The 17,857-nt window shown below is 41.0% G+C and carries 20 protein-coding genes and 1 other annotated feature; of the genes, 5 read left to right on the plus strand and 15 right to left on the minus strand.

Annotation, left to right across the window (positions count from 1 at the left end; genetic code table 11):
- Positions 1-213: 213 nt before the first annotated feature.
- From J2S23_RS10320 to J2S23_RS10335, 4 genes are read left to right on the plus strand one after another with little or no spacing between them, the layout of a single operon-like run.
- Entirely contained in the window at positions 214-981 is a 768-nt protein-coding gene (locus tag J2S23_RS10320) for an amino acid ABC transporter ATP-binding protein (RefSeq protein ID WP_307122641.1), read from the plus strand.
- Between the two features lie 11 nt (positions 982-992).
- Positions 993-1,829, plus strand: a complete 837-nt coding sequence (locus J2S23_RS10325) for a transporter substrate-binding domain-containing protein (RefSeq protein WP_307122642.1) — start codon at positions 993-995, stop codon at positions 1,827-1,829.
- Positions 1,830-1,843: 14 nt separating this feature from the next.
- Positions 1,844-2,527 (plus strand): amino acid ABC transporter permease, encoded by a 684-nt coding sequence (locus tag J2S23_RS10330; protein WP_307122643.1) that lies wholly within the window; start codon positions 1,844-1,846, stop codon positions 2,525-2,527.
- Between the two features lie 11 nt (positions 2,528-2,538).
- Positions 2,539-3,201: an amino acid ABC transporter permease gene (locus J2S23_RS10335; RefSeq protein WP_370868717.1), complete on the plus strand. Its 663-nt coding sequence runs from the start codon at positions 2,539-2,541 to the stop codon at positions 3,199-3,201.
- 149 nt (positions 3,202-3,350) lie between these two features.
- Here the strand turns inward: J2S23_RS10335 and J2S23_RS10340 are convergent, their stop codons facing one another.
- From J2S23_RS10340 to rplU, 4 genes are all read right to left on the minus strand, one after another.
- Positions 3,351-4,046: a GNAT family N-acetyltransferase gene (locus J2S23_RS10340; RefSeq protein ID WP_307122644.1), complete on the minus strand. Its 696-nt coding sequence runs from the start codon at positions 4,044-4,046 to the stop codon at positions 3,351-3,353.
- 111 nt (positions 4,047-4,157) lie between these two features.
- Positions 4,158-4,451 carry a 50S ribosomal protein L27 gene (gene rpmA, locus J2S23_RS10345; RefSeq protein ID WP_307122645.1) on the minus strand — a complete coding sequence of 98 codons (294 nt, stop codon included), beginning with the start codon at positions 4,449-4,451 and terminating at the stop codon, positions 4,158-4,160.
- A 19-nt stretch (positions 4,452-4,470) separates the two neighbouring features.
- Positions 4,471-4,809, minus strand: a complete 339-nt coding sequence (locus tag J2S23_RS10350; RefSeq protein WP_307122646.1) for a ribosomal-processing cysteine protease Prp — start codon at positions 4,807-4,809, stop codon at positions 4,471-4,473.
- Between the two features lie 15 nt (positions 4,810-4,824).
- Entirely contained in the window at positions 4,825-5,139 is a 315-nt protein-coding gene (gene rplU / locus J2S23_RS10355; protein ID WP_307122647.1) for a 50S ribosomal protein L21, read from the minus strand.
- A 36-nt stretch (positions 5,140-5,175) separates the two neighbouring features.
- Positions 5,176-5,248: a sequence feature (ribosomal protein L21 leader region), on the minus strand.
- A gap of 130 nt (positions 5,249-5,378) precedes the next feature.
- On the opposite strand from rplU, the gene uvsE reads away from it, so the two are divergent.
- Entirely contained in the window at positions 5,379-6,650 is a 1,272-nt protein-coding gene (gene uvsE, locus J2S23_RS10360) for a UV DNA damage repair endonuclease UvsE (protein WP_307122648.1), read from the plus strand.
- Positions 6,651-6,719: 69 nt separating this feature from the next.
- Here the strand turns inward: uvsE and J2S23_RS10365 are convergent, their stop codons facing one another.
- The 11 genes from J2S23_RS10365 to J2S23_RS10415 all read right to left on the minus strand — a co-directional run bounded on the left by J2S23_RS10365 (position 6,720) and on the right by J2S23_RS10415 (position 17,635).
- Positions 6,720-7,349 carry an NUDIX hydrolase gene (locus tag J2S23_RS10365; RefSeq protein ID WP_307122649.1) on the minus strand — a complete coding sequence of 210 codons (630 nt, stop codon included), beginning with the start codon at positions 7,347-7,349 and terminating at the stop codon, positions 6,720-6,722.
- Positions 7,350-7,432: 83 nt separating this feature from the next.
- Positions 7,433-8,389 carry an ROK family glucokinase gene (locus tag J2S23_RS10370; RefSeq protein WP_307122650.1) on the minus strand — a complete coding sequence of 319 codons (957 nt, stop codon included), beginning with the start codon at positions 8,387-8,389 and terminating at the stop codon, positions 7,433-7,435.
- A 77-nt stretch (positions 8,390-8,466) separates the two neighbouring features.
- A complete protein-coding gene (locus tag J2S23_RS10375; protein ID WP_307122651.1) occupies positions 8,467-8,799 on the minus strand; it encodes a hypothetical protein in 333 nt (110 codons plus the stop codon).
- 9 nt (positions 8,800-8,808) lie between these two features.
- Positions 8,809-10,683, minus strand: a complete 1,875-nt coding sequence (locus tag J2S23_RS10380; RefSeq protein ID WP_307122652.1) for an ABC-F family ATP-binding cassette domain-containing protein — start codon at positions 10,681-10,683, stop codon at positions 8,809-8,811.
- Positions 10,676-11,887: a CCA tRNA nucleotidyltransferase gene (locus tag J2S23_RS10385; RefSeq protein ID WP_307122653.1), complete on the minus strand. Its 1,212-nt coding sequence runs from the start codon at positions 11,885-11,887 to the stop codon at positions 10,676-10,678. The genes J2S23_RS10380 and J2S23_RS10385 overlap by 8 nt, the downstream gene beginning before the upstream one ends.
- On the minus strand, positions 11,884-12,651 hold the full coding sequence (gene dapB, locus J2S23_RS10390; RefSeq protein ID WP_307122654.1) for a 4-hydroxy-tetrahydrodipicolinate reductase: 768 nt from the start codon (positions 12,649-12,651) through the stop codon (positions 11,884-11,886). The genes J2S23_RS10385 and dapB overlap by 4 nt, the downstream gene beginning before the upstream one ends.
- 46 nt (positions 12,652-12,697) lie before the next feature.
- A complete protein-coding gene (locus J2S23_RS10395; RefSeq protein ID WP_307122655.1) occupies positions 12,698-13,546 on the minus strand; it encodes a DegV family protein in 849 nt (282 codons plus the stop codon).
- Positions 13,547-13,554: 8 nt separating this feature from the next.
- Positions 13,555-13,929, minus strand: a complete 375-nt coding sequence (locus tag J2S23_RS10400; RefSeq protein ID WP_307122656.1) for a DUF1149 family protein — start codon at positions 13,927-13,929, stop codon at positions 13,555-13,557.
- 129 nt (positions 13,930-14,058) lie between these two features.
- Positions 14,059-16,002, minus strand: a complete 1,944-nt coding sequence (locus tag J2S23_RS10405) for a PTS fructose transporter subunit IIABC (protein ID WP_307122657.1) — start codon at positions 16,000-16,002, stop codon at positions 14,059-14,061.
- Positions 15,999-16,910, minus strand: a complete 912-nt coding sequence (pfkB, locus tag J2S23_RS10410; RefSeq protein ID WP_307122658.1) for a 1-phosphofructokinase — start codon at positions 16,908-16,910, stop codon at positions 15,999-16,001. Before pfkB ends, J2S23_RS10405 begins: the two co-directional genes overlap by 4 nt.
- Entirely contained in the window at positions 16,907-17,635 is a 729-nt protein-coding gene (locus tag J2S23_RS10415; RefSeq protein WP_307122659.1) for a DeoR/GlpR family DNA-binding transcription regulator, read from the minus strand. Before J2S23_RS10415 ends, pfkB begins: the two co-directional genes overlap by 4 nt.
- Between the last annotated feature and the right edge of the window lie 222 nt (positions 17,636-17,857).

Genomic DNA, 17,857 nt, shown 5'->3' on the forward strand with positions numbered 1-17,857 from the left:
TGTGTTTGTGGTGAACTACATTATATCTCTCTGAGGTGTTTTTGTATACTTTTTTCTCAACTAGAAAGTGGCTAACTCCATTTTAGAACTTTCGACTATGATCATTATTTAAGAAAAATGTCAGAAAATTCAAATTCTAGTTGACAAGCTATTTTTTATGTGATAAAATCTTCACATGTTATATTTTCTAACATTAGAATTTGGAGGATTATTATGAGCTTAGTTTCATTTCAAGCTGTTAATAAATATTACGGCGATTTTCATGCACTGAAGGACATCAACTTAACATTTGAAGACGGTCAAGTGATTGTTTTGTTAGGACCATCTGGATCTGGAAAATCTACTCTCATCCGTACCATTAATGGATTGGAAAAGATCGACAATGGAAATTTAGTGGTCAATGGCCATCAAGTGTCAGGCGCTTCTAGTAAGGACCTCATCGATTTGCGCAAAGAAGTCAGCATGGTCTTTCAACATTTCAATCTCTATCCTCACAAAACAGTTTTAGAGAATGTTACCTTAGCTCCCATTAAGGTTCTCGGTATCAGCAATGAGGAAGCATTAGCTCGAGCAGAAAAATACCTAACCTATGTTAACATGTGGGATCGCAAAGATTCTTTTCCTGCTATGCTTTCGGGCGGTCAAAAACAACGAATTGCTATTGCCCGCGGTCTCGCCATGAAACCAGAGTTGCTTCTCTTTGACGAGCCAACCTCAGCCCTCGATCCAGAAACAATCGGTGATGTGCTAGCTGTTATGAAGAAATTGGCTAAGAATGGGACTAACATGGTTGTGGTTACCCATGAAATGGGATTTGCCCGTGAAGTGGCTGATCGTATTATCTTTATGGCTGATGGTGAAGTGCTAGTTGATACAACTGATGTCAATGGCTTCTTTGATAACCCGACTGATCCACGTGCTCAACAGTTCCTCAGTAAAATTATTCATCACACGAGTGAACGTGTCTCTTTGGATGACTAGGAGGGAAACTAATGAAAAAGAAACTATCTCTTCTATTACTTCCTCTCTTTGCCTTAGTTAGCCTCTTTAGTTGGTTGGTCTTCAGCTCTAACCCAACACAAGCTACTGAAAAGTCACAATTAGCAGCAACTGATCAGGTGGCAGCTATCGTAAAAAGAGGAACTCTTCGTGTTGGTGTTAAACAAGACGTTCCAAATTTTGGCTACCGAGATCCTGAAACCAATGAATACACTGGTCTCGAAATTGAGATTGCTAAAAAAGTAGCCGACGAACTGGGGGTTGCTATTGAATTGACGCCAGTTACTGCACAAACTCGTGGCGCTCTCTTAGATAATGGGCAACTCGATATGGTTGCAGCAACCTTTACCATTACCGAAGAGCGTAAAAAACTTTATAACTTCACCACTCCTTATTACACAGACGCCAATGGTTTTCTTGTGAAAAAAACAAGTGGTATTTCTTCTTGGGAAGATTTAAATGGTAAGACAATCGGGGTAACTCAAGGCTCTATCCAACAGGGGTTGCTAACTGAAATAGCAGCTGATAAGGGCATCTCACTCAACTTTACTGAACTAGGATCAAACCCTGAGGTTGTTGTCAGTTTAGCAGCACAACGTGTTGACGCTTTTTCTATCGACCAATCTATCCTATCAGGATTTACTGGTAAAAGTAATGAAATTCTAGACTTATCCTATAACCCATCTCAGTATGGTATCGTTACTAAACTATCGAATACAGATTTAAACGCCTACTTAGATGCCTTGGTTATGGAATGGGAAGCTGATGGCACCCTTCAATCCATCTATGATATGTATGGACTGAAACCAACATCTATGGAAACTGACTAGAAAGGAGCTCAATTATGTTATCACATTTATTTTCTGCCGACCTTTGGGCTGACTTTCTGAAAGACTGGCCACAGTTTGCTCAAGGTTTTCTCTTTACCATTGACATTTCTATCGGCGCCCTCTTGTGCGCTATGTTACTTGGCATCTTGTTTGCTATGATGGCTACCAGTAAAAACAAATGGCTCAAGGCTATTTCTCGAGTCTATGTCGAATTTTATCAAAACACACCTTTATTGGTGCAATTTGTAATTATCTATTATGGATTCCCCTTGATTTCAAATTTCACACTGATGCCTTCTATCTATTGGACTGCGGTTATCTGTGTAGGACTCTATCACGGTGCTTATATCGCCGAGGTCTTTCGCACCGGTATCTTAGCAGTTCCAAAAGGACAGATGGAAGCCGCTCAGTCTCAAGGGTTTACTTATACCGAGAGCATGCGCTACATTATTATTCCGCAGGCTATTCGAACCATTCTACCACCTCTTGCAAACCAGGTTGTAAACCTTATTAAAAATACGTCTACTGTTGCCATTATTGGAGGTATTGACATTATGTTTATGACCAAACACTGGTCAGCCGTTAATGCCAACTACGTACCACCATTTGTGACCGCATCGATTCTCTACTTCATTCTTTGTTTCCCACTGGCTACGCTTGCCCGTCGTTGGGAAGAAAAAAATAAAAACGCTTATTAAGGAGGTCAGTTATGATTCAAGATATTTTAAATGTACTGACACCCACCAATATTGCCTTTTTAATGAAAGGCCTTTGGTTAACTTTAAAGCTTTCCTTTATCATCATTATCCTTTCCACAGTGATTGGAACAGTTCTTGCGGTAATGCGCAATAGCAAAAATATAATCCTTAAATGGATTGCATCCATCTATATTGAGTTTGTCCGCAATGTGCCAAACCTCCTTTGGATCTTCACCATTTTCTTGGTTTTCCAATTGAAATCAACTCAAGCTGGTATAACAGCCTTTACCGTCTTTACATCTGCTGCCCTGGCTGAAATCATTCGTGGTGGCTTGAATGCTATAGACCATGGCCAAACAGAGGCTGGTCAAGCGCAAGGGTTCACCCAATTGCAAATCATGCAATACATTGTCTTGCCACAGGCGCTCCGGAAGATGTTACCGGCTATGATTTCACAATTTGTGACCGTTATCAAGGATACCAGTTTACTTTACTCTGTTATCGCTCTTCAAGAACTCTTTGGAGCTAGTCAGATCTTGATGGGACGTAATTTTGAAACAACAGCTGTTTTTACACTTTATGTCACTATCGCTTTAATTTACTTTGTTATTAACTTTGGTATTTCAAGCTTCTCACGCTTTCTCAGCAAGCGCTGGGATTTAGCCAGAGAATAAAAACAGCTCGGCTACGTCGTCGATCTCATGGAGATTTGGACCTCTTATGTAAATAGAACGAAAATTCCTCACATCAATCTCCAAGCAATGTTGTTGATTTTCGAAAATAAATAAGACCATGTGCATTCGATCCCACATGGTCTTTTTGCTTAAAACTGATCAAGAGATTTTTTCTGTACCCCATCCACCCCAAAATTATCTGGTGCTAACCACCTTTCAAAACGTGACTTTAACTGAGGCCACTCACTATCAATTATCGAAAACCAAGAGGTATCCCTTGTTCTTCCTTTATAAATGGAGTGCTGACGAAAGGTGCCTTCATACTGAAATCCTAAACGATTCGCTGCTTTTTTAGAGCGCGCATTCAGGCTATCACACTTCCATTCATAGCGACGGGCATGAAGCTCCTCAAAAACATATGTCATGACTAGGTATTGTGCTTCTGTAGCCATTCGACTGCCTTGTAGAGATCTAGAATAAACGACCCAGCCCATTTCGAGAGAACGATTTTTTAAATAGTAATTTAAGAGTGAGAACATGCCTATAATGGTTTGACTAGTATTATCACGGATGACTAAATAATAGGGATCTTCAGATGTCTCACACTCTTCAAGATAGGCTTTAAAGGCCTCTATATTATCAAAAGGGGACAAGGGCAAATAGGTCCAGTCCTGCTCTACAGGATCATGGACGTAAAAAGTCGCCAAATCCTCTAAATGGTCTTTAACACTTAACTTTTCAACACTACAATATTTCCCTGTTAAACAAATAAGGTCTACTGGTTTCCCAGCGGAATCATCGAATAACTGTTCTCCTACAGGTTGATTAAATTGATTATATGCCATAACTTTCTCCTCACTATTCACATAGTAGTGTTAGCGTCATAAAGTATCCGTAGAATAGCATACTCCGACAAAAATAGCCAAAAAAGCCTGCCGAAGCAGACTTCATCATGATTATTTCGCAATTGGGTAAACAGAAACTTGTTTCTTATCGCGACCTTTACGTTCGAAACGAACAACACCTTCAACTTTAGCGAAAAGTGTGTCATCTCCACCACGACCAACGTTTACACCTGGATGGATTTTAGTACCACGTTGGCGGTAAAGAATTGAACCACCTGATACTGTTTGACCATCTGCAGCTTTAGCGCCAAGGCGTTTCGCTTGTGAGTCACGACCGTTTGATGTTGAACCGCCACCTTTTTTGTGGGCGAACAATTGCAAGTTAGCAAGATTTAATTGAATCATTAATTTTTCCTCCGTTGAGTTATTGTTTGACCTGAGTTTGGACGAATTCAGACGAATTGTCATTCAGGTTTGTCATACCTAGCAAGAATGCTTCAAACAAAAGTTGAACCTTCTCGCTAGTCGGGTCATCCAGATGACGAGGAAGCGTCACTGTCAAAAACCCACCATCTATCTCGTTAATTTCGACTTGGGGCTCTATCTGGCACAGTTCTGTCAATGCGTTGATAAAATTGATGCTCAGGGTTGAGACCGCTGCACACACGATGTCATAGCCATAAGGTCCACTTCCTGCATGACCACTAATTTGAACGTGTTGCAGTTTTCCATCATACTGACGGGTGAATTGTGCTTGAATCATGCGTTTAACCTAAAATTAAGCGTTGATAGCGTTGATAACAACTTTTGTGTATGGTTGACGGTGACCTTGTTTGCGGTGGCTACCTTTTTTAGGCTTGTATTTGAAAGTAACAACTTTCTTTTGCTTGCCTTGTTTTTCAACCGTACCAACAACTGTTGCGCCTTCTACAAGTGGTTTACCAACAACTGTTTTGTCACCACCTACAAGAACAACTTCGTTAAAGGTCACTTCTTGACCTACTTCAACGTCCAATTTTTCAACGTAGATTGCTTGACCAGCTTCAACTTTAACTTGTTTACCGCCAGTTTTGATAATTGCGTATGTGCTCATGATGCACCTCCTATAAAGATTTTTTTGGAGAAAGTTCTCCTTGTGAAGACTCGCCTAGTACCGTGAGGTTTCCCTGCTTAAAACGGCAATCGTGCGGTTGCACAGAAGTGCATTAAGTCAACTTCACTATTTTACTACACTTGCCTCTTTTTTGCAAGCAAAAACCCCCAAGAAAAGTTTTTCTTGCAGATGTTGTATTTTAGGGTAAAATAAAGAAAAACACAGCCTAGGAGAATTCTATGATCGGCTATGCCTGCCTCAACGAAAGTTTACCTGATAGCAAGATCAGAACCTTACGAAAAGCCAACGTTACACCAGATGCCTTAAGGGATATTATCTCTCATAATTTGAACGTTTTAAACCGAATGCTTGACTATAACATCAAACACCACATTCAGATGTTTCGTATGAGCTCTGATATCATTCCATTTGGGTCTGATCATGAAACCAACACACTGAATTGGGCTTCTGAATTTGCTGAGAGCTTTGCAAGACTTGGGCTAAAAATAGCCAAGTACCAGCTGCGGTTGTCCATGCACCCTGGTCAATATACGGTATTGAATTCCCCTGATCCTGCTGTCGTTTCACGAAGCATTGCGGAACTGGATTACCACGCACGTTTTATGGAGGCTCTTGGGTTAGACCGCACCCACAAAATGATACTTCATATTGGTGGTGTCTATGGCGATAAGAAAGCTGCCATGGCACGTTTTATAGAAGTCTATCATACGTTATCGGACAATATTAAAGAGCGCCTCATCATTGAGAACGATGATCGCCTCTACACTATTTCGGATGTCCTATCCATCAGTCAAGCGACAGGTGCTCCTGTCGTTTACGATAACCTTCATAATACCTCCAATCTCAGCGATTCTAACTTATCCGATGCTGACTGGTTAGAGCAAGTTGTAAAGACCTGGAAACCGGAAGACGGCAAACCCAAGATCCATTATTCTCAGCAACGAGCCAATGCCCGTATCGGCGCCCATACGCAAACCATCTATCTACAATCATTTTTAGAATTCTATCAAAATATTTCAGACTTCGACGTAGACATTATGCTCGAAGTCAAGGACAAAAATTTATCTGCAGTCAAGTGTTCACTTGCAACGCATCCTGGACTTCAAGATATTCGCCTACTTGAAAAAGAATGGGCGGCTTACAAATATCTGATTCTCTACTACTCTCCCAAACATTACCAAGCGATTCGCCAACTGCTCAAGGATAAAACCCAGTTCCCAGTGGTTAAGTTCTATAGCCTTATCGAGGAGTGCTTGAGCGAGCCGCCACTTGACCGCTACCAAATAAACGCCATTGATCATATTTGGGGCTATTTTAAGAAAAAGGCTACTGACAAGGAAAAAGCCAGCTATCTCAAGGCCAAAACCGACTTGATGGCCGGGAAAATTAAAGCTAGACGCCTGCTCAACTGGCTCTATAAACTAGCCATTAAGTATGATCAACCCTACCTCAAAAAATCACTCATTTTCCATTACAGACCACATGGGTAAAATTTCATCATGATAAAGAGTTTATAACCTTAAGTTTATAGCTAAAAGACCGGGAAAAGTTTCTCAGCCTTATATTATATCGTATACTTGATTGTTTAAACTCAACTGCACCAATCGGTAACAGTCTTTAATTTGTTGTTCTGTGGTCCTTTTGACAGAGAGAAGGGGTAGATGGTCAAGGTCAAAGAAGGCTAACTCACTGATTTCCTCGTTAGGTTCAAATGCTCCTGTTTCCATTTGACACCAAAATGTGAGTTTATAGTAGTGTTTAGACTGAACCTGTTGAGGGTCCTGATTGCTGTCAAATATAGCAAGAAGTTGCTTGACTGAAACAGTGTATCCCGTTTCTTCTAGGACCTCTTTAATGACATTCTCTGTCGGACTTAATCCAACTTCAGCAAAGCCACCTGGTAGGGCCCATTTTCCGCCAGATAAACGGTCCTTAACCAGACAAACCTTCCCCTCTTTTAAGATGAAGGCACGCACATCCACCAGAGGCGTTTCATAAGAATCAGTCGGTCTCAGAAGGTTGGTGAGCTCAGTTTGTGAAAGAGTTGTGGTAGAGTTGAGGATATCTTCAACTTCCCTACGAATGCTTTGGTACCTTTCTTGATCAAAAGAGTTCTTACTGTAAAATAGGCCCGTGTTTGCAATGGCCAAAATTTTTTGCATTGCTTTTAAAAATTCTCTTTCAGCCAATATAAACCTCCATCATTCAGAAAAAAGCAGGCCGCAGCCTGCATAATCCATAAAACATTCTTATAAGTGATTTTTGATAAGTCTTAGAGAACTAATGAGGCTGCTCCTATGATCCCTGCGTCATTCCCCAACTGAGCTAGCTTTATCTTAGTAGACCCAACAATCTGAGGGAAGACATTTTCCTTGTATACCTCATCGAGCCCATTGAGCAAGAAATCACCGGCCGCAGATACTCCGCCACCAATCACAATCGCTGATGGGTTGAGGAGACAGGCAATATTAGCACAAGCAATGCCTAAATAACGGGAAAAATTGTCATAAACAATCTGTCCTAAATCATCACCGGCCTTTGCCAAATCAAATATAACTTTAGCAGATACATCGTCCCCGTTATCAATCAATTGTTTGAGTTTGGAATCGCCTGCGTAAACTTGGGCATAACGGCGAGCAAGATTCACTATACCAGTTGCTGATGTGACCGTCTCTAAACAACCAAGCTTGCCGCAGGTACATCTAATTGGTTGGTCAAAATCAACCACCATGTGGCCAATTTCGCCACCGGCACCTCCAGCACCATGTATCAAATTACCTCCAGCAACAACACCGCCTCCAACTCCTGTCCCCAGCGTGACAAAGACGACGTCTGGATCGTTTTCCCCTGCACCTTTCCACTTTTCACCGAGTGCAGCCACATTGGCATCATTATCGATAAAAAATGGAATTCCAAGAGCTGATTCGATTTGCTCTTTAACCGGTTGAACTGTTTTCCAATTGAGATTATATGCTCCGACAACTGTTCCCATTTCATGATTAATGGCTCCAGGAGAACCCATACCAATGCCTAGGATATCATCTTTGGTTAATCCTAGAGAGTCCATCCGCTGCTTTAAAGAAGCAATGATGTCAGGAACGATATGAGAACCTTCATCTAAAATATTAGTGCCAATAGACCACTTATCTTGAACCTCACCATCTTTTGATAAAATGGCAAATTTGATCGATGTCCCTCCAAGGTCAATCCCTATAATTTTCTGACTCATAAGTCTCTCCTTCATTTCATTTTCACTTTATTATACCACTTTATGCAAAGGCTTGCATGCTTTTTCTAAACTTTTGATTACTTTTGACCTAAAAAATAGAGTAAAAAAAGAAGTATAATATGCCAAGTAAATTGGAGAAAGTGTCGTTTAACCGTTAGAGGGTAATGGTGGCGAAATTCATAAAGTTGTGGCAAACTACCGATCACCATAAACCCTAGGGCATAAAGCGATATCTGCCAATCACTATAGCCCTTAGCATAAGACCACGTCACCAGCAATAATAAACCACTAATAAGCAATCCAAGCCCGCCAAAAACAACGGTGTACCGTTTTTGATGCCATCGCCAAAGGCTCTCCACAATTGTTAGCAACAAATAAATACTTACAAAGAGAACTAGTCCTTGTTTCATCATGTCTCCTTATTGAAGGTCGCTCAGGTACTCATAGCGTTCATACTTTTCTAAGAGCAAATCATTTGAAGTCTCAAGCTCACGCTGAAGCTCAGCTAATTTATCATAATCACTAGAATGTTCTTGCATCATCGATTCTAGAGCTGACATAGATTCTTCTAACTTTTCTATTTCAGCTTCTATGGATTCCCATTCTTGTCTTTCTTGGTAAGTCATTCGTTTAGCACGCTCTTGCTTAACTTTTACCCCTCTTGTCTCTTTAAGGACCGATTTCTCCGCTTCTTGTGCCTGATCAGCTAGGAACTTTTTCTCGTCTAAGTAATCCGTATAATTCCCATAAAAAGTCACAATGCCATCCGCTTCAAAAGACAGAATCTTATTGGCAACCTTATCCAAAAAATAGCGGTCATGACTGACGGTAATAACAGGACCAGAAAATTGTTCCAGAAAGTGTTCGAGAACCGTTAAGGTGGCAATGTCTAAATCATTTGTGGGTTCGTCCAACAAAAGAACATTAGGTTGTTGCAGCAAGATTTTAAGTAAAAATAATCGTTTCTGCTCGCCACCAGATAATTTTTCAATCAAGGTACCATGGGTATTTCTAGGAAATAGAAATTGTTCTAGAAGGTCTGCAATAGAGACTTGCCCAGTACTAGTCTGGGCTTCTTCAGCTACTTCTTGTAAGTAATTAATGACCCGTTTACTGGTATCTAGACCAGTGATTTGTTGAGAAAAGTAGCCAATTTTAACCGTTTCTCCTCTTTCAACACCCCCTGAGTCAGGAGAGAGTTGCCCGGCAATGAGGTTGAGTAAGGTCGATTTACCTCGCCCATTTTTTCCTACAATGCCAATCCGATCCTTATTTTGAATGAGGAGGTCAAAGTGACTAAGAATTGGTAAATTAGGATAGGAAAAACTCACGTCATCAAACTTGACGACTTTTTTCCCAATACGGCTGGTCTGAAAGTTGATGTCAAGCTCTGCAGACTCTGAAAAGTTTGAGAGTTCCCCTTTCAAATCGTGAAACCGATTGATTCTGGCCTGTTGCTTTGTCGCACGCGCTTGAGGTTGGCGACGCATCCATTCTAATTCTTGCTTATAAAGCTGGCTCTGTTTATGACGAAGGGCAGCATCTCGTTGATCTTGCTCAGCTTTAAGTCGAACATAATCCTGATAGTTCCCTTGGTATTCAACTAACTTTGCCTTATCAAGCTCAAAAATTCTAGTCGCCAAATGATCTAAGAAATAGCGGTCATGGGTGATAAACAATACCGTTCGTTTCTCTGTTTTGAGAAAATTGGTCAGCCACTCGATGGTTTCAATATCCAAATGGTTTGTGGGCTCATCGAGCAAAAGCAATTCCTCACGGACCAATAGAACTTGTGCTAACTGAACCCGACGCCGTAAGCCTCCTGATAAATCCCCGACTAACCGATGCAGGTCTGTTAATCCAAGTTTATGGAGAACTGTCTTCACCTGACTCTCAATTTCCCAAGCATTGCTAGCATCCATCTGGCTCATTAAACGGTTTAATTCATCCTGTTTACTGTCATCATAGTTGTCTAACAGTTGCTCATAGCGTTTTATCAAACGCATTTCAGGCAAGTTGTCGGATAGAACGGTATCTATAATGGTTAAAGTTTCATCAAAAACAGGGTTTTGAGTTAAATAGGCTATTTTATAGTCGTTTTTCTTAGAAAATGGACTCGTATCACCATCAAATCCAAGTCGACCAGAAATCACATCTAAAAGTGTCGTTTTTCCAGTTCCGTTAACACCGATAATCCCAATACGATCTTCAGGGTGAATAATAAATGAGATATTTTCAAAAACTGTCTTATCCCCTACAGATTTGGTCAGTTTTTCTGCGATAAAATCACTCATCACCTTCTCCTTCTCTAATCACTCGAAAAATAGCGTCCTTATCATTTGCTAATTTTCCATCTACAATTGCTGCTTCAATCTTTCCAAGCAGTTGACCGATTTCGGGTCCAGGTTTCATGCCTAGCTCAGTTATTAAAGTCTTTCCAGAGACAACCATATCTTTTTTACTATGAATAACCAGAGATTTGTCTAGATGATCGATATGTTCAAAATCACTGACTAAGCCCTGTCCCTCTCTAAGTTCTTCTGCGATTCTCAAAAAGGATGCCCCATAGCGGTAACAATCTTGCTTGGTTAGGCAACCTTTCTCCCTTAAATTCAGGATTTGAACTAATTTCTCAACATCTTTTTGAAATTGACCAGAGGTTTTCCAACCTTTTAAAAAACTTTTCACATTAGGAATTGCTAAATGATGTAAAAATGCAGCCCAAGCCTGTTCCGATTGCGAAAATTGATAATCTTTAGCCAAACTTTGACAGAAAGAAAAGATTTCGTTATCTAACCCTTTCAGCCCAGGTAAGAAATTATGAGCTCCGCTATCAACCATGAGGTTTAACCCTTTCTGCCAAGAAGGACCCATGAGGAGCTTATCAAACTCCACAAAAGAGCGTTCGACAGATATTTTTTCCAGTAGATGGGCATGGTTTCTCATGGCTTTAGAGGTTTGCAAATCTATCTCAAAATTAAGATTAGCCACAAAGCGGAATCCCCTCATAATACGCAGGGCATCCTCCTTAAAGCGTTCGCTAGGCTTCCCAACAGCTCTGAGTTGTCTCCTAGCTAGATCATCCAGTCCACCAAAAAGATCTATCACCTGTGCTTGTTCATCAAGTGCAAGGGCATTTACCGTAAAATCTCGACGTTTTAAGTCTTCTTCCAACGAGCGCACGAAATGAACGGCTGACGGTCGACGGTAATCCACGTAAACCTCTTCCGTTCTAAAGGTCGTAATTTCGTATTCATGACCACCTTCCAGTACTAAAACAGTTCCATGTTCAATCCCCACATCTATTGTTTTTGAAAAGATAGACTTGGTTTCTTCTGGATAGCTTGAAGTTGCAATATCAATATCGTGAATAGGTCGGCCGAGAATCGCGTCACGTACTGATCCTCCAACAAAATATGCTTCAAACCCTGCCGCTTTTATTTTTTCTAAAATGGGCAATGCCTCCTGAAATTCAGAAGGCAAGTCGCTTAATTTCATAATAACTGTTCCAATCCATAAACCAATTGCTGACGCTTGACCACTTCTTTTATCCCAAGGTTAACCCCACTCATAAAGGAAATGCGGTCATAAGAATCATGACGAAGTGTTAACCCCTCCCCCTGGGCACCAAAAATAACTTCCTGATGGGCAACTAAACCTGGTAAGCGAACCGAATGAATTCGCATACCATCTACCTCAGCCCCTCGGGCACCAGCTAATAATTCTTCTTCATCAGTTGCTCCTTGTTTTAGACTTTGCCGAGTTTCTGAAATTAATTCGGCCGTTTTAATAGCTGTACCGCTCGGAGCATCTTTTTTATTGTCATGGTGCAATTCAATGATTTCAACATTTGGAAGGTATTTTGCAGCTTGAGCCGCGAATTGCATGAGCAAAATGGCCCCAATCGCAAAGTTTGGTGCAATTAAACCGCCTAATGCCTTACGAGCTGAAAGGGATTTTAATTCATCAATTTGCTCAGCTGTGAACCCCGTTGTCCCAACAACAGGTGCAAAGCCATTTTCTAAGGCAAATTTAGTATTTTCATAAGCCACCGCTGGTGTCGTAAAATCAACCCAAACATCTGCTTCCAGAGCCGTCAAATCAGTTTTATCTGTAAAAACTGGAACGCCAGCAACATTCTTTTCAGTTGCAAAAGGGTCGACGAGCCCTATTAATTCTAGTTCTTCGTCTTCTAAAACCATTTTATAGGCCGCTTGCCCCATTTTTCCCTTAAATCCTGCAATAATCACTTTGATGGCCATGACATTCCTCTCTTCCTATTCTGTTACTCTATCTGCTACTGTCTTTCTATGCAACCTTAGGTGAAATCCCAAAGGCTATCGCGCCTTCGCCGAGATGTGTTCCTATGACTGCTCCAAATGGAGCAATGTCTATATCAGTGCTAAGGCCATTTTCCACTAGAAGTGTTTTAAAGTTTTCGGCTTTTTCAGGACAATTAGCATGAATAATAACAACTTGGTAATTATTATCAGCTGTCTTCTCATCTAATATTTCGATTAATCGCTTAATAGCTTTCTTTTCGGTCCTAACTTTCTCGTAAACCTCTATCGAACCGTCGTTAAAATAGAGAATCGGCTTAATCTTAAGAAGATTACCCAATAAGGCTGAACCATTTGACAACCGTCCACCCTTAACCAAGTGGTTCAGATCATCAACCATGATAAAAGCATGTGTCTTTTCAATCAATGGTTCAAGTTTGGCCATAATGTCGTCAAAAGAAAGACCAGCCTTACTCTGAGACAGAACTTGACCAACCATCATCCCAAGAGGAGCTGAGGTGATTTTCGTATCTGGAAAGACAACCGTCATCTCAGGATACTCATCGGGTAAAAACTGAATATTTTGCCAAAACCCAGAGATACCACTCGATAAGAATAGTCCAAGAACATGGGAATAACTTTTCTGAGACAATTCTTTTAACAATTGATCCAGTTCAGCAATACTTGGCTGACTGGTTTTGGGTAAATCGTCAGACTGGGACATTTTCTGATAAAATTCCGAAACGGTGAGATTTTCTCCCTCGATATAGGACTTGCCGTCGATAGCAACTGGAATCTTTAATACGTAGACATCTGCGTTTTGTAGGACTTCTTCAGACAGGTGAGCTGAATTGTCTGTTACAATGGCTAATTTCATAAAACTTCCTAAAATTCTAATTTAATTCCTGGGGCATCAAAGGCTATCTCTGTAACCTCGTAAGTTAAGCGTCTTAACATGTCTAACACAGGTGCAGAGATTTCCTGAATTTCTTCTTGGCTATAATCACCAGGCTGATTGACAACGCGTCCCACCACTTCGTTTTCTTGGGAAATCCCACCGGAAACGACAAAGTCTTTAAAAACAACCATAAAACGAACAACAGCAACTAGGTGCGTTGAATTGGCTTCATGATCTTGCTTAACTAAATGGAAATTCACTTCAACTTTTGTCTTTGGAACACCATTTTTCTTTTCCCATTCTGCATTTCTAGCGTCAAAATGGTACTGATTAACAATTTCTTGCTTACGATTGATTTGCATATTCTACCTCTTAGCATTTACATTCTCTTCATTATAACATATTTTAATCTGATTCCTATCGGAAAGGTCACAAAAAACCTTGCCAATCAGCAAGGTTTTAATTTAATCAAGTGTTAAGAAAGCCTTAACTTATTTAGCTTTCCGAAGGTAACCGAAGAGGAAACCTGATACTAAAGCACCAATCAAAACATAAAGAATGTAAAGAACTGGATTACTTGTTAAAGCGATAACGAAGATACCACCGTGCGGCGCCATCAATTTGATGCCTGATAAGCCGACTAAACCACCTGCAAGTGCTGAACCGACAACAAAGCTTGGGATAGCACGCGCTGGATCAGCTGCACCAAATGGAATAGCTCCTTCTGTAATAAATGACAAGCCCATGATGATGTTTGTCAATCCAGAGTCACGTTCTTCCTTAGTGAATTTATCTTTAAAGAGAAGGGTTGCGATGAAGACTGCAAGCGGTGGAACCATACCACCAGCCATAACTGCAGCCATCACGACTGAACCACCTGACGCTACAGTTGCTGCTAATGTTCCAGTACCAAAGACATAGGCCGCTTTGTTAACTGGACCACCCATATCAACTGCCATCATACCTCCGACAAGGAGACCGAGAAGAACAGCTGAGCTACCAGATAAGCTGGTCAAGAAGTTATTGAGAGCTGTATTGATAGCCGCCATCGGAATGTTAACAAGGAACATGAGGAATCCTGTTGCAAACACACCAAGGAGCGGTAAAATTAAAATGGACTTAGCACCTTCAAGGGAACGTGGAACGTTTACATATTTTTTGATGGCAAGCACAACATATCCTGCTAGGAAACCACCAACCAAAGCACCGAGGAACCCTGATGGTACAGCTGCAGGAATCTCTGATGTAGCGCCAGCAAAAGGAATTTTTCCAAAAGCCAGTCCACTAGAAGCAATAGCTCCAGCAACAAAACCTGATACAAGACCTGGTTTTTCAGCAATCGAGTAGGCAATATAACCTGCCAAGACTGGTAACATAAAGCCAAAGGCTGCACCACCAATGCTATTAAACATAGCTGCCAACTGATTATAAGAACCAAGACTACCAAGGCTAGCTTCAGGCACTCCCATAAGGTTATCAATCAAGAAGGCAATGGCGATCATGATACCACCACCAATAACAAATGGAAGCATTTGAGAAACACCACTCATCAAGTGCTTGTAAATTTGACCACCGAAAGATGTCTTCTCTTCACTTTCAACGGCTTTACTACCAGCTGCAGCCTTATAAATCGGTGCATCACCGGACAAAGCTAAATTGATCAATTCTTCTGTTTTACGAATACCGTCTGCTACTGGACGGTTAACAAGAGGTTTGCCATCAAAGCGGTCCATCTCTACAGCCTTATCCGCTGCCACGATGACTGCTTTTGCTTTTGCGATATCAGCCGCTGTCAAGGCATTGCCAACACCTGAAGCTCCGTTGGTTTCAACTTTAATGCCAACACCCATTTCTGCTGCTTGTTTTTTGAGGGCTTCCTCAGCCATGAAGGTATGGGCAATACCAGTTGTACAAGCAGTGACTGCTACGATAAAATCATCTGAGTTAGAAGCAACTGGTGCAACAGGAGTTTCAACTACTTCTTCCTTCTCAGGAGTAAATAAATTCAAAACCTCATCTGCTGTTGACGCTGAACGTAATTTAGCAGCAAAGCCATCTTTCATCAAGAACTGTGATAATTGCGCAAGTGCAGCTAAATGCGTATCATTAGCGCCTTCTGGCGCAGCAATCATAAAGAAGAGGTCCGTCGGTTGCCCATCAAGACTGGCATAATCAACTCCTTTTGCTGATTTAGCAAAGAGGACAGTCGCTTCCTTGACAGCCGCATTTTTACTGTGTGGCATAGCAATCCCATCACCAAGTCCAGTAGACGTTTGGGCTTCACGCGCCATGATACCAGCTTTAAAGGCTTCAAAGTCTGTTACGACACCAGTTTCTACTAATTTAGCAATCATTTCATCGATAACTGCTTCTTTTTCAGTTGCTTGTAAATCCAGCAACATCACATCTTTACGTAATACATCTTGGATGTTCATCTTTTTTCTACCTCAACTTTTTGATATGTTTCCTTAATAAATGCAGCAGACGCTAGATCGTCTGAGAAAGTGGTAGCCGTGCCACAAGCTACGCCCCACTTGAAGGCTTCAAGGGCATCACCAGTTTCAACCAGTTTTCCAGTAAAGCCAGCAACCATTGAATCCCCTGCTCCCACAGAATTTTTGATATCTCCTTTAATAGGCTTAGCAAAATAAGATGCTTCTGGTGTCACTAAGAGCGCTCCATCACCCGCCATAGAAATGATGACATGCTGGGCGCCTTTTTCAAGCACCTGTTTAGCATAACTCTCAATCTCATCGAGACTGCTTAGCTCTACACCAAAAATATCTCCTAATTCATGATTGTTTGGCTTAACCAATAGGGGGGAAAATGCTAACGAATCCAGCAAAGTTTGACCTTCAAAATCACAGACCACTTGAGCACCGGTAGACCGTGTTTTGGCTATCAAATCCTTATAAACCCCATTGCCAAGGTTTGCTGGAGCTGATCCGGCAAAAATCACGACATCTGCTGATGATAATTGAGCAAGGATAGCTTCGAGCTCTTTTAAGTTATCATCAGAAATAAAAGGTCCTGTTCCGTTGATCTCAGTTTCTTGGTCAGCCTTGATTTTAACGTTAATCCGTGTATCTTCCTCGACATGAACAAACTCTGTGTCGATAGCCTCAGCCTGAAGAGCCTTTTCAATAAAGTCCCCTGTAAAACCACCAACATAGCCTGTTGCTGTATTAGGAATTCCAAGACGTTGTAAAATCCTACTTACATTAATGCCCTTCCCACCGGCATATTTACCATCACTAGCCATCCGATTAACCGCCCCTGTCTCGACATGTTCAAGACGGACAATAAAGTCAATCGAAGGATTTAGCGTGACTGTATAAATCATACTTCTATCACCCTCGTTTTCTTTTTGATTTCTTGGAGAATTGTTTTTTCTGTCCGATTCGTTAAAAGCGTCACTTGGTTTAAACTGGCAACTTTAACAAATGAAAATTGGCCCAGTTTAGACTCATCTGCTAGGACAAAGGTATCTTTCGCATTAGCAATAATCGCCTTTTTAATGGTTGCTTCCTCAGGATCAGGCGTTGTAAGGTACTCCTTGTCCACACCATTCATGCCTATAAATGCTTTATCAAAGTTAAGACTCTCAATTTGCTCTAGAGCAAATCCTCCAATACTAGCATCTGTACGCTCCTTAACAAGACCACCAATAATTATGGTTTTAATGCCCTGTTCGACAAACGTCGCTGCGTGATGAATAGAATTGGTCACCACCGTTAAATTAGCAACTGGTTCTTGGCTTAAAGCCTTAACCAGAACACCTGTCGTTGTCCCAGCATCGATGAAGACAACATCGCCTTCATCGATCAGATTTAGGGCTTTTTGACAAATCAGCATCTTTTCTTGAACGTTTTTGACAGATTTCTCAAGGTTACTTAATTCACTAGCTGAAGAAGTTAGTGCTTCTGCACCCCCATGAATCCGTCTAAGTTTTCGCTCTGCTTCAAGCTCATCAAGATCTCTTCTGACTGTTGATTCAGAAGAATTTAATAAGCCCACCAAATGCTCCAAGGTAACTATTTTTTCAGCAGCGATAGCTTCTAAAATCAACTGCTTGCGTTCTGATTTAAGAATGACATTCCCCTCCTGAAATCGATTACAGGTTTTATTATACCATAAAATCTTTCAAAGTCAATCAGAATCAATCATTTTGTTCCATTTTCTACCAAAAGCAACTAAAACGAAAGTTCTAAAATGGAGTTAGCCACTTTCTAGTTGAGAAAAAAGTATACAAAAACACCTCAGAGAGATATAATGTAGTTCACCACAAAC

The sequence above is a fragment of the Streptococcus moroccensis genome, assembly GCF_030812835.1.
In the GTDB taxonomy this organism is placed as follows: domain Bacteria; phylum Bacillota; class Bacilli; order Lactobacillales; family Streptococcaceae; genus Streptococcus; species Streptococcus moroccensis.

What these genes read in the sequence shown, in the direction of transcription:
- J2S23_RS10380 (WP_307122652.1), bottom strand. Translation starts at nt 10,683, where the DNA reads ATGAGTGATTTTATCGCAGAAAAACTGACCAAATCTGTAGGGGATAAG.
- J2S23_RS10325 (WP_307122642.1), top strand. Translation starts at nt 993, where the DNA reads ATGAAAAAGAAACTATCTCTTCTATTACTTCCTCTCTTTGCCTTAGTT.
- J2S23_RS10400 (WP_307122656.1), bottom strand. Translation starts at nt 13,929, where the DNA reads ATGCAAATCAATCGTAAGCAAGAAATTGTTAATCAGTACCATTTTGAC.
- J2S23_RS10385 (WP_307122653.1), bottom strand. Translation starts at nt 11,887, where the DNA reads ATGAAATTAAGCGACTTGCCTTCTGAATTTCAGGAGGCATTGCCCATT.
- J2S23_RS10340 (WP_307122644.1), bottom strand. Translation starts at nt 4,046, where the DNA reads ATGGCATATAATCAATTTAATCAACCTGTAGGAGAACAGTTATTCGAT.
- rplU (WP_307122647.1), bottom strand. Translation starts at nt 5,139, where the DNA reads ATGAGCACATACGCAATTATCAAAACTGGCGGTAAACAAGTTAAAGTT.
- J2S23_RS10370 (WP_307122650.1), bottom strand. Translation starts at nt 8,389, where the DNA reads ATGAGTCAGAAAATTATAGGGATTGACCTTGGAGGGACATCGATCAAA.
- J2S23_RS10350 (WP_307122646.1), bottom strand. Translation starts at nt 4,809, where the DNA reads ATGATTCAAGCACAATTCACCCGTCAGTATGATGGAAAACTGCAACAC.
- J2S23_RS10335 (WP_370868717.1), top strand. Translation starts at nt 2,539, where the DNA reads ATGATTCAAGATATTTTAAATGTACTGACACCCACCAATATTGCCTTT.
- J2S23_RS10405 (WP_307122657.1), bottom strand. Translation starts at nt 16,002, where the DNA reads ATGAACATCCAAGATGTATTACGTAAAGATGTGATGTTGCTGGATTTA.
- J2S23_RS10320 (WP_307122641.1), top strand. Translation starts at nt 214, where the DNA reads ATGAGCTTAGTTTCATTTCAAGCTGTTAATAAATATTACGGCGATTTT.
- rpmA (WP_307122645.1), bottom strand. Translation starts at nt 4,451, where the DNA reads ATGATTCAATTAAATCTTGCTAACTTGCAATTGTTCGCCCACAAAAAA.
- pfkB (WP_307122658.1), bottom strand. Translation starts at nt 16,910, where the DNA reads ATGATTTATACAGTCACGCTAAATCCTTCGATTGACTTTATTGTCCGT.
- uvsE (WP_307122648.1), top strand. Translation starts at nt 5,379, where the DNA reads ATGATCGGCTATGCCTGCCTCAACGAAAGTTTACCTGATAGCAAGATC.
- J2S23_RS10330 (WP_307122643.1), top strand. Translation starts at nt 1,844, where the DNA reads ATGTTATCACATTTATTTTCTGCCGACCTTTGGGCTGACTTTCTGAAA.
- dapB (WP_307122654.1), bottom strand. Translation starts at nt 12,651, where the DNA reads ATGGCCATCAAAGTGATTATTGCAGGATTTAAGGGAAAAATGGGGCAA.
- J2S23_RS10375 (WP_307122651.1), bottom strand. Translation starts at nt 8,799, where the DNA reads ATGAAACAAGGACTAGTTCTCTTTGTAAGTATTTATTTGTTGCTAACA.
- J2S23_RS10395 (WP_307122655.1), bottom strand. Translation starts at nt 13,546, where the DNA reads ATGAAATTAGCCATTGTAACAGACAATTCAGCTCACCTGTCTGAAGAA.